Genomic DNA, 14182 nt, shown 5'->3' with positions numbered 1-14182 from the left:
TGACAGATATGGAAAAAAAAAGATTACTTATATGCGGAACCGGATTTGGGAAAATATATATTAATGCGATTTCTAAATCGGATAAATACGAGCTTGGAGGTATTCTGGGAACGGGAAGCAGCAGGACACGGGAACTTGCTGAGATGTTTGGAGTTCCGTGCTATACAGATATGAATGATGCGATAGGCAAGGTAGACGGAGCGTGTGTGATCGTTCCGAATGCGGCAGGCGGTGGGAACGGATCTGCAATAGCATGTGAACTTTTGAAGAAAAATATACCGACTCTTCTGGAGCATCCTGCACATGAAAAAGAAATTTTGGATTGTCTTAAGGCATCGTCCAAGACAACACCTTTTATGCTTAATCCGTTTTATCGTTATACTGAGGCGGTATCGGAGTTTATAAAACTTGCAAGGTATATGGCTACAAAATCTAAAATTATAAATGCAAGTTTAAACTGTGCCATTCATGTATTATACGATGGTATAGATATGCTTGGATGCGCACTGGGAGATATCTCAAAGTGGAAACTGGGAGATGCTTCGGAAGGTGTTGAGACAGCTTTATCCGGAGCAGGCAACAGGACGGTAAATGCGGTAATCGGCGAAATTCCAACCATGATCACAGTTAATACCAATGTCGACAGCACAGATCCCGATCATCCGATGCATCTTTATCATGAGATAGGAATAACATTTACGACAGGAAAGCTTATACTGGTCAACACAAACGGGCCGATTGTCTGGCTTCCTTTTGCAAAGATTCCCAGAAATGCAAATAATACGCTTCGGTTTGAAAATGGGGATGCAGAACTTAATATACCGTCCGGAATAGTTTTGTCGGGAACGGAAGCGCCGAGTGTATCGCAGACATTTAGCAGGATATGGACGGGTGCTGTTATAAAAGCATTAGATGAATTGTTTTCACAGGATATAACAAAAAAGCGAATGGATGGACAGTATCAGATATTTGTATCAAGGCTGTGGTCTGATATATGCCAAAGAGTTGGATACGCAAAGTTAGTACAGTACGAAAGTGTAGGAGATGTAAAGGCAGTTTACGATAACATTATTAACAAATAAGGAGTTTGTGTAATGTACGATAAATCTAGCGAATACTATGATATCTCAGAACTTGAGACATGGAAAACAAAGAAAATTGTTTTAGGTAAAATATCGAAACTTTTTGCAAATGCACAATATCCGATACTTGATATCGGAGCGGGAACAGGTAAGGTGGCGATAGAAGTTGCAACCAATATCAAAGATGCAGAGATATTGGCGGTTGAGCCATCTCTTGTGATGCGCACGGCGTTTCTTTCAAAATTGGCATTGCATCATTATGATGATATTCGAAATCGCATAACGATTATTCCCAGTGATATTCAGAACTTTGAGTATAAGGGAAGGATAGGGGGAGTAATATGTGACGGAGTTATAGGTCATCTATATGAAGAGGAGCGCAGGCAATTATGGAGAAAACTGAGTGAGGTCCTGGTTCCGAATGCTCCTATGTTTATAGGGCTACTTAATCCCAAAATGAAAGATGCACAGATAGGAACGATGCTTTCTGTTAATTATGTAGGTAAGAACCGTTATGAGACAACAATTAAAAATAAAGAGTGTCTCGGCAGTGATTTATATCAGTGGACTTTGGAATACAGCATATTTAACGGAGATGAGGCAATATCTGGGTATGAAGATAAGATGAAATGGCAGTTTATTGAAATGGACGTTTTGATGAAAGAATTATCAGATTTTGGTTTTAAAGGCGGGAAGATATCTGAGTCAATGCTAACATTTATCAAAGACGGTAAAAGCGCTTGACTGCACAAAAATTGAAATATATAATCTTTAAAGGTTAGCAATGACTAACCGCAATCACATCACATGGGAGGAATTAGGGTATGAAAAATACTAAGCTTATCGGAAAGGATCTTATCCTTACGGGAGCACTTACAGCACTTATGTTTATTATCTACATGATTATCAGTATTGTTATGAGTCTTGCGGGACCTGTTACCAACGTTTTCTATCCGCCCGCTGTTTCAGTTGTAAATGGTATTGTTATGATGCTTCTTTTGGCAAAGGTGCCAAAGTTTGGAGCACTTTCAATTGCAGGAGTTATACAGGGACTTCTTTCATTCCTTGTAGGCGCATTCTGGACTGTAGGAACAGGTCTTATTGTCGGAGCTTTATTAGCTGATTTCCTTATTATCGGAAAAAGAGAGATCACAACAGGAAAGATGATCGCTGCATATTCGGTATTTAGCGGAATTTTCACATTCGGGGCCATTGCACCCATGAATATTCTGAGAGATGCATTCATGCAGACAACACTCAGAAATGGTCTTTCACAGGAGTATGTTGACGGCCTTATCAATATGACACAGTGGCCTATGCTCACAGTTATTATTATTGCAGGCTTCATCGGAGGACTTGTCGGAGGCTTCATCGGACTTAAGGTGCTTAAAAAGCACTTTGTAAAGGCAGGACTTGTGCAGGCAGCATAAGTATTAAAATTCCAAAAAAGAATGTAATTTTCCAAGATATATTGAAAAAGGCTGATGCTTTAAGGGCTCAGCCTTTTTGCTCATAAATAAAGAATATCTTTTTACGGAGTATTTATTATGAATCAATCTATAAGAGAAAAAATACTTGCGGTATCTTTTCATGGAACTGCGAGACTTGATCCCAGACTAAAGCTTTTATTGCTGATAATACTCGGATGTGTCAGCTTTTTTATAAATGGAGATATACCTGTATTACTGCTGATGTTGTCGGTTACGTTATTTGTAATGGCAGGCAGTGATCCCGGTTGGGGAATAAAGATGTTAATAACTTATCTGGTCATCTCATATCTGAATACGTGTCTCAGATATCTGACGATTCCGGTGCTCAGCCTTATGATAAGTATCTTCGGAGTTACGGTGCTTAAGATGATTCCCATCATTACTTTGGGAAGATGGGTGATAAAAAGTACGTATATGGATGAACTTACGGTGTCGTTCGAAAGAGCAGGTATGCCGCTTACGGTGATCATTCCTTTTGTTGTTATGTTTAGGTATATACCTACTCTTGCAATAGAGTATAGGATGATCAGGAATACCATGAGGATACGGGGGGTGAGCGATACGGTGTTAAAAGTATTAACTCACCCGTTTGCGACCGTCGAATACATACTGATACCGCTACTTATGAGATGCCTTAAGGTTTCGGATGAACTTGCGGCTTCAGGTACCACAAGGGGAATGGAAAGAGAGAATAAGCGCCATGCACTTCTTAAGATAAAATTTGGTGCTAAAGAATATGTTATTCTTGCATGTACGCTTTGCTTGGTCATTGCTCTTTTTGTGGCAGACAGGTCTGAGATAGGCCAATACATATTATGGAGACAGGGATGATTAGATTTGCAGATTTTTCCTTTTGTTATGAAGGAATGAATGAAGATACATTGAAGAATATAAATATGGAGATAAAAGACGGTGAGTTTCTTTTGCTCACGGGAAGAAGTGGCTGCGGAAAGTCAACCTTACTTCGTTCGTTAAACGGACTGATTCCACATTTTTATCCCGTGGAAACAAAAGGAGATCTTTTATACGGAGATAAATCTTTGCTCAAGATGCTTCCTTCTGAGATTGCGGGAAAGGTAGGTACGGTGTTTCAGGATCCGCGCTCTCAGTTTTTTATGACCGATACGACAAGGGAGCTTGCTTTTGGCTGTGAGAATATGGGTTATGAGCGCGAAGAGATAATAAGCAGAGTTGAGAAAGCGGTGACCGATCTTGAGCTTGAACAGTATCTTAATCGAAGTATTTTTGCGCTATCAAGTGGTGAGAAGCAGCAGATAGCAATTGGCTCTGTATATGCACTTGCGCCAAAAGTATACATATTTGACGAACCTTCTGCAAATCTCGATCATGAGGCTACAAAGCGCCTTGCGGGAATAATGAAGAAGCTGAAAAGTGCAGGATATACGATAATTGTCGCAGATCACAGATTTTATTATTTAAGAGATCTTATTGATAGCGTCATATATATAGAAAATGGCAGTATAGTTGCAAGATACACGGGAAAAGAGTTTTGTGAGCTTGATAAAACGCTGAGGATTCATAAGGGACTAAGAACAGTTTATCCCGAAAAAGAAATCGATAATAAGCAGGATGATAAATTGGCTGTGAAATCGAGGCTTGGAGGACATAAGCTTAAGGTTGAAAATCTTTCTTTTGAATATGAAAAGAAGCAAAGGATACTTGATAATATTTCATTTGAAGCGTCTCCCGGAGATGTTATAGGTGTTATCGGACATAACGGAGCGGGGAAGACAACATTGATTTCCGTACTAACTGGAATATTAAAAGAGAAAGGCGGAAAGGTGTATTATGGTGGAAAGAAGCTTTCACCTGCAAACAGGCGCAGGTTATCTTATCTTGTAATGCAGGATGCCGATTATCAGCTCTTTACAACAAGTGTGGAAGAGGAACTTACGCTTGGAATATCAGATGTTGACAGTGACCTTGTTTCAGGTACGCTTGATAAGCTTGCACTTTCAGAATATAAAGATAAACATCCGGCAGCTCTTTCGGGAGGGCAAAAACAGCGTGTTACTATCGGCGCATCTCTTATAAAAAACAGTGAAGTGCTTTATTTTGATGAACCGACAAGCGGACTTGATTATGATTCTATGATAAGGGTAAGTGAACTTATAAAAGAGCTTTCAGGCGGCGGAGCCATTATTTTTCTTGTATCACATGACTTTGAGTTTATCACTCACACATGCACAAGGATGTTTGATCTGGATGCAGAGAAGATGCTTGATGTGAATAAGGGAAATTTGCAGATGCTTGCGAAGAAGTATTTTGCATAAAATATAAATATAAAAAGGAGCAGGTATGACAACAGTAATTACAGTAGGCCTTATAGGAGCGCTTCTTATGTTCTGCGGAGACATGACCTTATACTTTGATAAGGATGATTATGTGCAAGACGGAACAATAAATCCTATTATTGATATTATGAAAGAGCTTCCTCCAAAGCGTGTTATGCTTGGCGGCTTGATAGGGCCTGTAGCGGCGTTTCTTTATTGTATAGGCTTTTATCACATTGTACTGATTACGGATGAGGCATTTCATAATGCTGCGTTTGCGGCATTTTTGCTAAGTTGTTTCGGTATTATTGCAGGAGGTGCATATCACAGTCACTGTGCTTATCTTGGACTTCTTGGAGCAGATGAGCATCGAGACGGTTTAGATATAGCCATGAAGTATTTTCAGAAGCTTGCACTTATATTGTATGCAGGTGAAGGCTTGGGACTTCTGATTTTGATAGTTCTGATAGCTTTAGGAAAGACAGTGTTCCCGCAGTGGATGGCACTGATATCTCCCGGAGTTCTTTTTCTTTTAAAGCCATTATCAAGGAAACTCCCCAAGGGACTTCATATGGTCATATGCGGAGGGTATACTAATTTCATTTTTATTGTGTATTACGCTGTGGCTATCATGCAGACTTTGTTATAATCAAAGAGGAAAGGCGATGGTACAGTAAGGAACAATAACGGGGAATTTGCAGAAGAAATACTTGAAGAATCAATATAAGAAAAGTCATTTAGTTTAAACGCTAAATGGCTTTTTTTATATAGCATAGGCCTTTGATTTTGTGAAGCGGGAAAATGAAAAAAGTATAAAGATACTATACTGAAGTTGAAAAAATAAAGAAATTTGATTACAATGAAACCAAGAAACAAAGAAAATGTGAAATTGGTTTATATATAGGAGGAAAGCCGATGATTGCTGGATTGAACAGGAAAATAATCAGTATATCTTCCAAACGTCAATTAACAATACCGGGAGCATTTTTTGAAAAGCTTGGTTTTGATGACAAGGCAGAATGCATTATAAGAGACAATGAACTTGTTATTCGTCCTGCTCGTTTGGAGTCTAACGGGGAATTTGCGGAAGAAATACTTGAAGAATTAATAAATGAAGGGTATTCGGGAAAGGATCTCTTAAAAGAATTTAAGTCAAGACAATCGAAAGTCAGACCTGCCATAAAGGAAATGCTAAATGAAGCTCATAAGATGGCTAAAGGTGAAATGGAATCGATGTCATATGATGATGTATTTGGTGAGGAGGAGTAAGTAATTGGCAAATATTATTATTTCTCCTGCTACCGGTAAGTATATAAAGAAATTGAAAGACAAGAATTTAAAGGAATTATTCAAGGAAGCATTTGATGAGATTAAAGCCGATCCTACAGTAGGAGAGGAAAAACATGGTGATCTTGAAGGAATTTTGTCATATGGTTTCAGATATAACAGGACGGAATATCGCGTGGCATATACTGTAGAGTATGTTAATGACGAACTTGTAGTTGTTATTCTTGCCGGAACACATGAAAATTTTTACAGAGAAGTAAAGAAGTATTGGAATAAATAAAGCTACGGGTAAGACTATAAAAGGGATTATTTTGAGATTTTGGAGCAACATCTAATTAAGTGTTGCTCCAAAATTTTTTGTTCAAAAGTTAGCAAAAACTAACAAATGGTGATATTATATATCAGAATGTCGAAGTGACACTCGAGGTAAGTTTAATTATTAGTTAGCTAAAACTAACCAAAACAATTATATCAAAAGGAGTACAAGTAGTATGGATGGAGTAATCACAAAGAAGTCAAACGGAAAGCTTGGGGGAAAGGATCTGATAAATATCGGAATATATGCCGCTATTTATTGCGTGATCATGACGGCAATCTCAATGCTTGGTTTTATACCTGTTCTTATGCCGTCGCTCGCGGTGTTGTGTCCTCTTATCGGCGGAATAACAATGATGCTTTTTTATACCAAGGTAAAGAAGTTTGGAATGATAACTATCATTACTGTTTTGATCGGAGCATTTTTGTGGATAACCGGAATGGGCTATTGGCCTTTTATTTTTGGAATAATTTGCGGTGTTGTTGCGGATCTTATTGCTAAGGGTGGAAATTACGCAAGCAAGAAGATGACGATGTTAAGCCATGGAATCATGAATATTACGATCTTTGGATGTTTTCTTCCTTTGTATCTTGATATCGACGGTTACTTTGCGTCAAGAACATCTTACGGAAGTGATTATGTTAATGTGCTCAAGACTATTTTTCAGCCTTGGACAGCACCTATAATCTTGGGGTGTGCATTTGTTTTCGGTGTTCTCGGAGCACTTCTTGGAATGAGCTTTATGAAGAAGCATTTTGAGAAAGCCGGTATTGTTTAATGGAAAGTGAATTATACAATCGTAAAAAACTAAATCGAGGCCTTGTTATGGATCCTAGGACAAAGCTTCTTATCCTTATCACGATAACAACCTTTGCGCTTGGCGGTGCAGGCGGGAAAAGAGTGGAAGCACTCGTGCCGGTTTTGTGTATGATGCCTTTCCTGCTTCTTATTACGGCAAAGAGATTTAAGACGGCTGTCATAGGGATATTTTTGTTCTGGGTTACGACATTTCTTTTAGGATTTGCAAATACCCACGGCATGAGCGGATTTCTATATTACATTCTTCTTGGTTCATGCGGAATTCTGGGAAGATTTCTTCCGTGCATAATGATGGGACGTTATCTTATGGAATCAACAACGGTCAGCGAGTTTAATGCCGCAATGAAAAGAATGCACGTAAGTGACAACTTTATTATACCTATGTCTGTTATGTTTCGCTTTTTTCCAACGGTAATAGATGAAGCTGAGTCTATAGGATGTGCTATGAAAATGCGCGGAATAAGCCTTACCGGCAAGCATGCATCGAAGATCATTGAATACAGAATGGTGCCTCTTATGACATGTTGCGTCAATATAGGTGAAGAATTGTCAGCAGCTGCGCTTACAAGAGGGCTTGGCGGAAATGTAAAAAGGACAAACATCTGTAAGATAGGTTTTCGAATGCAGGATTATGTTGCAATGGCATTGTGTTTGATTCCGTGGATATTACTGATTGTGGATGTGGTGAAATGATAAAGTTTGAAAATGTAAGTTTTAATTATCCGGATTCTGATGATGCATCTGTAGAAAATATCACTTTGGAAATAAAAAAGGGCGAAGCGGTCCTTCTATGCGGAGAATCAGGATGCGGAAAGACAACGCTTGTCAGGATGATAAACGGTCTTATACCGCATTTTTATGAAGGGCGGATGAATGGACATGTTTACGTGAATGAAACGGATACCATTCAGGCTGAGCTTTATGAAACGGCAAAGATTGTCGGATCTGTTTTTCAGAATCCCAGAAGTCAGTTCTTTTGCGTTGATAGCACAAGTGAGCTGGCATTTGGACCTGAGAATATGGGGATATCCGAGAAAGAGATACTTGCAAGAATTGATAAGACGGTATCTTCCATGAATATCAGACCTCTGATGAACAGAAGTATTTTTGATATGTCGGGTGGAGAGAAGCAGAAAATAGCATGTGCTTCTGTCGATACACTTAATCCTGAAGTATGCGTTCTTGACGAACCGTCATCGAATCTCAGTCTTGAAGCAATCGATGATCTTAAAGACACATTGGATTGTTGGAAAAAAGAGGGAAGGACAATAGTGGTTGCCGAGCATAGACTATATTGGCTAAAAGACATATGCGACAGAGTCATATGTTTAAAGAATGGCAAAATAGTCTTTGACATGACGATGGATGAGTTCAAAAACTTAAGTGAATCGGAACTAAGAAGTCATGGGCTTAGATCTGTTAATGAGAATCTTGAAATGACTCCCGTAAAAGAAAGTCCTTTAGATGCAGGAAATATGATTCTTGAAAATTTTTCATACAGCTACAGAGGTTTCGATGCACTTGATATAAAAAGGCAGGAAATTCCACGCGGCGAAGTGATTGCCATAGTCGGACATAACGGGGCGGGAAAATCCACTTTTTCTAAATGCGTCTGTGGTCTTATGAAGAGTTTCAAAGGATATATTGAGATCGATGGAAAAAAATACAAATCCGGAAAGCTTCTTAAGAACGCGTATATGGTTATGCAGGATGTAAATCATCAGCTTTTCTGTGAAAGTGTTATGGATGAAGTGACACTTGGCATGGACGATGAAAATGAAGAGATAGCGCTGGAAGTTCTGGAAAAGCTTGGGCTTAAAGAATTTGCAGACAGGCATCCTATGAGTCTTTCGGGAGGGCAGAAGCAGAGAGTTGCAGTGGCAAGTGCAGTTCTTTCGGAAAAGGAAATAATATTATTTGATGAACCGACAAGCGGGCTTGATTTTTACAATATGGAGAAAGTAGCTGAACTTATAAGGTCGCTTAGAGGAAACAAAACTGTTTTTGTAGTTACACATGATCCGGATCTTATACGAAGATGCGCAACAGTTGTTCTTAGACTGGAAAAAGGTCATGTTGCTGATATTAAAATAAGCGGAGGAAATAGCAAAGATGGAAAAGAAAAAGAGCGTTATTTCGCAGCTGTTTGAGTATGCGGGGAATCACAAGTATTTTACTGTAAGTTCATGGATTCTGGCTGCGATAAGTGCGATTGTAGCACTGGTTCCATTTTATTACATATGGTGCATTATTAAAGAGGTTGTGGAAGTTCGCGATGATTTCGGAAAGGCGACACATATTGTTTCTTACGGATGGAGCGCTGTCGGGATGAGCCTTCTTGCGATGGTGATATATATCGCAGCTCTTATGTGTTCACATATTGCCGCATTCAGAGTTCAGGCAAATATGAGAACAAGGATGATGGAGCATGTAATGAAGCTTCCAATGGGATATATCGAATCACAGGGAAGCGGAAAGATAAGAAAGATAGTTGCCGATTCAAGTGCTGCTACGGAGACATTCCTGGCACACAGCCTTCCCGACAAGGCGGTAAGCTATGCAACTCCCATAGGACTTATTGCAATGCTTCTTATCTTTGACTGGAAGATAGGTCTTATCTGTCTTATTCCCGCTGTTCTGGCCTTTCTCATGATGGGCAGTATGATGGGAGAGAAGATGCAGGAAGATATGAAGGAGTATCAGAATGCCCTCGATGAGATGTCTGCCGAGGCGGTTGAATATGTAAGAGGTATTCCTGTTGTAAAGACTTTCGGTCAGTCTGTATTTTCTTTTAAAAGATTCAAAGATGCGATTGATAAATATGAAAAGTGGACTATTACCTATACTGTCGGCATGAGGATGCCTATGATAGGCTTTACAACGGCGGCAAATGCGATATTCGCGGCGCTTGTGGCATGCAGTTTTATTTTTGCAAGAAATACGGTAACGGATCCGTTTTTGTATAACATTCTTTTCTACATCATAATCACGCCAATTCTCACGGTTACACTTATGAAAGTGGCATACGCGGGAGAGAGTCAGATGATAGTAAAAGATGCTCTTGAGAGGATGTATTCTCTTTTGGAAGTTGAACCGCTTAGAGAGGCAGAAGATCCTAAGATCCCTAAAGATAGCGGAATCAGCATAGACAATATCAAATTTACTTATGACGAAAACAAGATGAATGCGATAGACGGCATCACACTTGATATTAAGCCCGGTGAGCATGTTGCGTTTGTCGGACCTTCGGGAGGCGGTAAGACCACGCTCGCTTCACTTATCGCAAGGTTCTGGGATGTTAAAGAGGGCAGTATTAAGATTGGTGGCGTCGATGTAAAAGATATTGCGACCAACGAGCTTATGAAGCAGGTTTCATACGTTTTTCAGGACAGTAAGCTTCTTAAGATGTCAATCTTAGACAATGTCAGAATGGGAAGACCTGACGCTACGGATGAGGAAGTTATTAAGGCTCTTAAAGATGCAATGTGCTGGGATATTATAGAAAAGCTTCCCGATGGCATACACACGATGATCGGAAGTAAGGGCACTTACGTATCCGGAGGAGAGGCACAGAGAATCTCTATTGCAAGAGCGTTCCTTAAGAATGCGCCGATTCTGATTCTCGATGAAGCGACAGCTTTTGCAGACCCTGACAATGAGATCATGGTTCAGCAGGCGTTTGCAAATCTGTCAAAAGACAAGACCGTAATAATGATCGCACATCGCTTATCTACAGTTGTTGATGCCGATAAGATATGCGTTTTGTCAGGCGGAAAAGTGGCAGAATCAGGTAAACATGATGAGCTTCTTAAAAAGAACGGTATCTACAGCCATATGTGGAATGAATATCAGAAATCTGTTAATTGGAAGGTAGGTAAGGGCGCATGAGTATAATGGAAAAAATGCAACACAAATATGCGCTTTCGGAGCAGGGTACCAAAGATATGGTGAAAGCTTTCGGAGCGTGCACTTTAGCAAATCTTGCACAGATGATGCCTGTTGGTATTCTTTTTACAATGGCAGGAGATCTGCTTTCAGGCAGTATTCCCAAGGAACATGTAATACTGTTTGTGGTAGGCGGTCTTATTTGCCTTTTTCTTATCGCTTTTACGGAGTATCTGCAGTATAATGCAACTTTCTTTTCAACCTACGTAGAGAGTGGTGTAAGAAGGCGTTCGCTTGCGGAAAAGCTTAGAAAGATCCCTCTTTCTTTTTTTGGTAAAAAAGATCTTGCCGATCTTACAAATACAATCATGGCCGACTGTGCTATGATCGAGACTGCTTCGTCGCACTGGCTGCCGGAACTTGTGGGAGCATTTATTTCAACTACAATCGTGGTTGTCAGCCTTTTCTTCTTTGATGCGAGAATGGCTGTTGCGGCAGTATGGGTGCTTCCCGTAGCTTTCATCATAGTCTTTACATCAAGAAGTGTTATGCATGCTGTAAACAGAAGAGGAAGCAGATACAAGGTTGCATGTCTTGACGGGATTCAGGAGGCACTTGAGACTGTGCGTGATCTTAAGGCATACAATGCGCAGGACTCATATATGGTTGGACTTACGCAGAAGATAAAAGATGTTGAGTCTCACAATATTTTCTCGGAGTTCTTAAATGCAGCATTTGTCTGCAGCGCGCAGATGATTCTTAAATTGGGAATAGGTACGGTTGCGGTAACAGGATCTGCACTTCTTATCAAAAATGAGATTGATGTTGTTACATTCTTCATGTACTTACTTGTAGTATCAAGGATGTATGAACCTCTTCAGATCGCACTTCAGAATTTCTCGGCACTTATTGCAACAGATACCCAGTGCGAGCGAATGGATGAAATCTTTTCACATTATGAGCAGACCGGAACGGAGGAGCTTACTAATAGCGGATATGATATTGAGTTTAAGAATGTAAAGTTCTCCTACGAGGACGGGGAGACTGTTCTTAAAGATGTGAGCTTTGTGGCTAAGCAGGGCGAGGTTACAGCGCTCATCGGACCTTCGGGAGGCGGTAAGACTACGGTTTCAAGACTTGCTTCAAGATTCTGGGATATCGACGCAGGCCGGATTACGGTTGGCGGAATGGATATTTCGAAGATCGATCCCGAGAAGCTTTTGTCGATGTATTCAATCGTCTTCCAGAATGTTACTCTTTTCAATAATACAGTACTTGAGAATATCAGGATCGGTAGAAAAGAGGCTACGGATGAAGAAGTTATGGCAGCAGCTAAGCTTGCTCACTGCGATGAATTCATAGAGAAACTTCCCGATGGCTATAACACGCTTATAGGTGAGAACGGATCGGAGCTTTCGGGCGGCGAACGTCAGAGAATTTCTATAGCAAGAGCATTCCTTAAGGATTCACCGATTATCCTCATGGATGAAGCAACTGCCTCTCTAGACGTAGACAACGAATCGCTCATTCAGGAAGCAATCAGTGACCTCATAAAGGACAAGACGGTTCTTATAATCGCACATCGTATGAGAACTGTAGACGGAGCGGATAAGATAGTTGTCCTAAAAGATGGAACGGTTGCAGAATCAGGCAGTCCTTCGAAACTTAGAGAAATCGACGGAATATACAAGCATATGATCTCGGTTCAGATGCAGTCTGAGAAGTGGAAGATGGCATAACATACGTAACGCTTCATAGTAAGTACAGAGGAAGCAAGTTATCTGGAGAGATGACTGTGCTTTTTGTCTTGAGGCAGAAAATAGCGACTTCAGGACATCTGTTTTAGATAACCGAGAGTTGATTGAAAATCATATCATTTTGACGTATTATGATGGTGAGAAGATATGTAACTGGAAGGAATTATAATGGCTGAACAGACAGGAATTGCAAACAGCATTGATACAGCAGATCAGGAGGCACAGTACGATACTTGCGTTAAGAAGCTTTTATCAAATAGACTTGTCCTTGCATGGATAATGAAAGAGTGTGTATCGGAGTTCAAACAGTTTTCTGTTGCGCAGATAGCAAAGGACTGTATTGAATGTGAACCACAGGTATCAAAGGTAGCAGTTGATCAGGATGAACTTGATAAAGATGAAATTCAGTATCTTGAGGATATGTCCGATAAAAGAATAGAGGGAAAGAACACAGAAGATAACTCGATAAAGGAAGGAAAAGTTTTCTACGATATCAAGTTTTCGGCTGTGGTTCCGGATTCGAAAGAGCCTGTTCAGCTTTTTATTAACGTAGAGGCTCAGAAATCGGACAAAACACCGTACCCGCTTATAAAGAGGGCACTGTATTATGTTAGCAGAATGATAAGTGCACAGAAGAATACAGTGTTCACGAAGAAGCATTATGAAAAGATACGCAAGGTATACTCTATCTGGATTCAGATGGATGTAGATGAAGCAAATAAAAATACCATCACAAAGTATAGTGTGACCGAAGAACAGATTATTGGTAATGTTCCTGAAAAAGAAAGCAATTATGATCTTATGACGGTTTTGATGCTTAGGCTTGGATCTGCTGAAGAAGCTAATGATAAGCCGATACTGAGATTGTTGGATGTTTTGCTATCTTCAGAAACAAAGCCGGAGGAAAAGAAGAGCATTCTTGAAAATGATTTTGACATCCCAATGACGAAGTCAATGAGTGAGGAGGCGAATACTATGTGTAATTTAGGCGAAGGAATTAGAGAAAGAACAGTTATAGAAAATACTGGAAATACAATTATTAAGATAATGATCAATAAGAATCTTTCATTTGATGATGCTTATGATTTAATTTATTGTGAAGAGGACAGGGACGATATTAAGGCATATGTTGATGCGCATATGGCTGTAGCAAAATAATCACTCTGTTTTTTGTGATTGAATAATTATTATGCACTTAGAGCAGTAGATCAGAAATGGTCTGCTGCATTTTTTTTAAATACAAGGAAATTTC

General features: G+C 39.8%; 14 protein-coding genes. All 14 read left to right on the top strand.

Annotated features, from left to right (window positions below; translation table 11 throughout):
- Positions 1 to 8 precede the first annotated feature (8 nt).
- The 14 genes from G628_RS0104625 (at position 9) to G628_RS16405 (ending at position 14088) form a co-directional block, all read left to right on the top strand.
- Positions 9 to 1082: a Gfo/Idh/MocA family oxidoreductase gene (locus G628_RS0104625; protein ID WP_027208581.1), complete on the top strand. Its 1074-nt coding sequence runs from the start codon at positions 9 to 11 to the stop codon at positions 1080 to 1082.
- Positions 1083 to 1094: 12 nt separating this feature from the next.
- Positions 1095 to 1826, top strand: a complete 732-nt coding sequence (locus tag G628_RS17980; RefSeq protein WP_051199029.1) for a class I SAM-dependent methyltransferase — start codon at positions 1095 to 1097, stop codon at positions 1824 to 1826.
- 80 nt (positions 1827 to 1906) lie between these two features.
- On the top strand, positions 1907 to 2512 hold the full coding sequence (locus G628_RS0104615) for an MptD family putative ECF transporter S component (RefSeq protein ID WP_027208580.1): 606 nt from the start codon (positions 1907 to 1909) through the stop codon (positions 2510 to 2512).
- A gap of 117 nt (positions 2513 to 2629) precedes the next feature.
- A complete protein-coding gene (locus tag G628_RS0104610; protein WP_026667915.1) occupies positions 2630 to 3403 on the top strand; it encodes an energy-coupling factor transporter transmembrane component T family protein in 774 nt (257 codons plus the stop codon).
- On the top strand, positions 3400 to 4866 hold the full coding sequence (locus tag G628_RS0104605; protein ID WP_027208579.1) for an ABC transporter ATP-binding protein: 1467 nt from the start codon (positions 3400 to 3402) through the stop codon (positions 4864 to 4866). The genes G628_RS0104610 and G628_RS0104605 overlap by 4 nt, the downstream gene beginning before the upstream one ends.
- Before the next feature lie 25 nt (positions 4867 to 4891).
- Positions 4892 to 5515 (top strand): DUF6796 family protein, encoded by a 624-nt coding sequence (locus G628_RS0104600; protein WP_026667917.1) that lies wholly within the window; start codon positions 4892 to 4894, stop codon positions 5513 to 5515.
- 266 nt (positions 5516 to 5781) lie between these two features.
- Positions 5782 to 6135 (top strand): AbrB/MazE/SpoVT family DNA-binding domain-containing protein, encoded by a 354-nt coding sequence (locus G628_RS0104595; protein ID WP_027208578.1) that lies wholly within the window; start codon positions 5782 to 5784, stop codon positions 6133 to 6135.
- 4 nt (positions 6136 to 6139) lie between these two features.
- Positions 6140 to 6433: a type II toxin-antitoxin system RelE/ParE family toxin gene (locus G628_RS0104590; RefSeq protein ID WP_026514313.1), complete on the top strand. Its 294-nt coding sequence runs from the start codon at positions 6140 to 6142 to the stop codon at positions 6431 to 6433.
- Between the two features lie 211 nt (positions 6434 to 6644).
- Positions 6645 to 7247, top strand: coding sequence for an MptD family putative ECF transporter S component (locus tag G628_RS0104585; protein ID WP_026667578.1), 603 nt, complete (start codon positions 6645 to 6647; stop codon positions 7245 to 7247).
- Positions 7248 to 7294: 47 nt separating this feature from the next.
- On the top strand, positions 7295 to 7981 hold the full coding sequence (locus G628_RS0104580) for an energy-coupling factor transporter transmembrane component T (RefSeq protein WP_242827169.1): 687 nt from the start codon (positions 7295 to 7297) through the stop codon (positions 7979 to 7981).
- Positions 7978 to 9438 (top strand): ABC transporter ATP-binding protein, encoded by a 1461-nt coding sequence (locus G628_RS0104575; protein WP_026514316.1) that lies wholly within the window; start codon positions 7978 to 7980, stop codon positions 9436 to 9438. Before G628_RS0104580 ends, G628_RS0104575 begins: the two co-directional genes overlap by 4 nt.
- Entirely contained in the window at positions 9401 to 11176 is a 1776-nt protein-coding gene (locus tag G628_RS0104570) for an ABC transporter ATP-binding protein (protein ID WP_034500641.1), read from the top strand. The genes G628_RS0104575 and G628_RS0104570 overlap by 38 nt, the downstream gene beginning before the upstream one ends.
- Before the next feature lie 2 nt (positions 11177 to 11178).
- Positions 11179 to 12912, top strand: a complete 1734-nt coding sequence (locus G628_RS0104565; RefSeq protein WP_027208576.1) for an ABC transporter ATP-binding protein — start codon at positions 11179 to 11181, stop codon at positions 12910 to 12912.
- 186 nt (positions 12913 to 13098) lie between these two features.
- Positions 13099 to 14088, top strand: a complete 990-nt coding sequence (locus G628_RS16405) for a PD-(D/E)XK nuclease family transposase (RefSeq protein ID WP_051199028.1) — start codon at positions 13099 to 13101, stop codon at positions 14086 to 14088.
- Positions 14089 to 14182: the final 94 nt, after the last annotated feature.

The sequence above is a fragment of the Butyrivibrio hungatei NK4A153 genome (genome assembly GCF_000424465.1).
Lineage (GTDB): Bacteria > Bacillota > Clostridia > Lachnospirales > Lachnospiraceae > Butyrivibrio > Butyrivibrio hungatei_A.
This window is presented reverse-complemented; position numbering and strand designations above follow the sequence as displayed.

Excerpts from the sequence above, each read along its gene's own strand:
- G628_RS0104600 (WP_026667917.1), top strand. The coding sequence starts at position 4,892 with ATGACAACAGTAATTACAGTAGGCCTTATAGGAGCGCTTCTTATGTTC.
- G628_RS0104585 (WP_026667578.1), top strand. The coding sequence starts at position 6,645 with ATGGATGGAGTAATCACAAAGAAGTCAAACGGAAAGCTTGGGGGAAAG.
- G628_RS16405 (WP_051199028.1), top strand. The coding sequence starts at position 13,099 with ATGGCTGAACAGACAGGAATTGCAAACAGCATTGATACAGCAGATCAG.
- G628_RS17980 (WP_051199029.1), top strand. The coding sequence starts at position 1,095 with ATGTACGATAAATCTAGCGAATACTATGATATCTCAGAACTTGAGACA.
- G628_RS0104580 (WP_242827169.1), top strand. The coding sequence starts at position 7,295 with ATGGATCCTAGGACAAAGCTTCTTATCCTTATCACGATAACAACCTTT.
- G628_RS0104570 (WP_034500641.1), top strand. The coding sequence starts at position 9,401 with ATGGAAAAGAAAAAGAGCGTTATTTCGCAGCTGTTTGAGTATGCGGGG.
- G628_RS0104605 (WP_027208579.1), top strand. The coding sequence starts at position 3,400 with ATGATTAGATTTGCAGATTTTTCCTTTTGTTATGAAGGAATGAATGAA.
- G628_RS0104575 (WP_026514316.1), top strand. The coding sequence starts at position 7,978 with ATGATAAAGTTTGAAAATGTAAGTTTTAATTATCCGGATTCTGATGAT.
- G628_RS0104625 (WP_027208581.1), top strand. The coding sequence starts at position 9 with ATGGAAAAAAAAAGATTACTTATATGCGGAACCGGATTTGGGAAAATA.
- G628_RS0104610 (WP_026667915.1), top strand. The coding sequence starts at position 2,630 with ATGAATCAATCTATAAGAGAAAAAATACTTGCGGTATCTTTTCATGGA.
- G628_RS0104595 (WP_027208578.1), top strand. The coding sequence starts at position 5,782 with ATGATTGCTGGATTGAACAGGAAAATAATCAGTATATCTTCCAAACGT.
- G628_RS0104615 (WP_027208580.1), top strand. The coding sequence starts at position 1,907 with ATGAAAAATACTAAGCTTATCGGAAAGGATCTTATCCTTACGGGAGCA.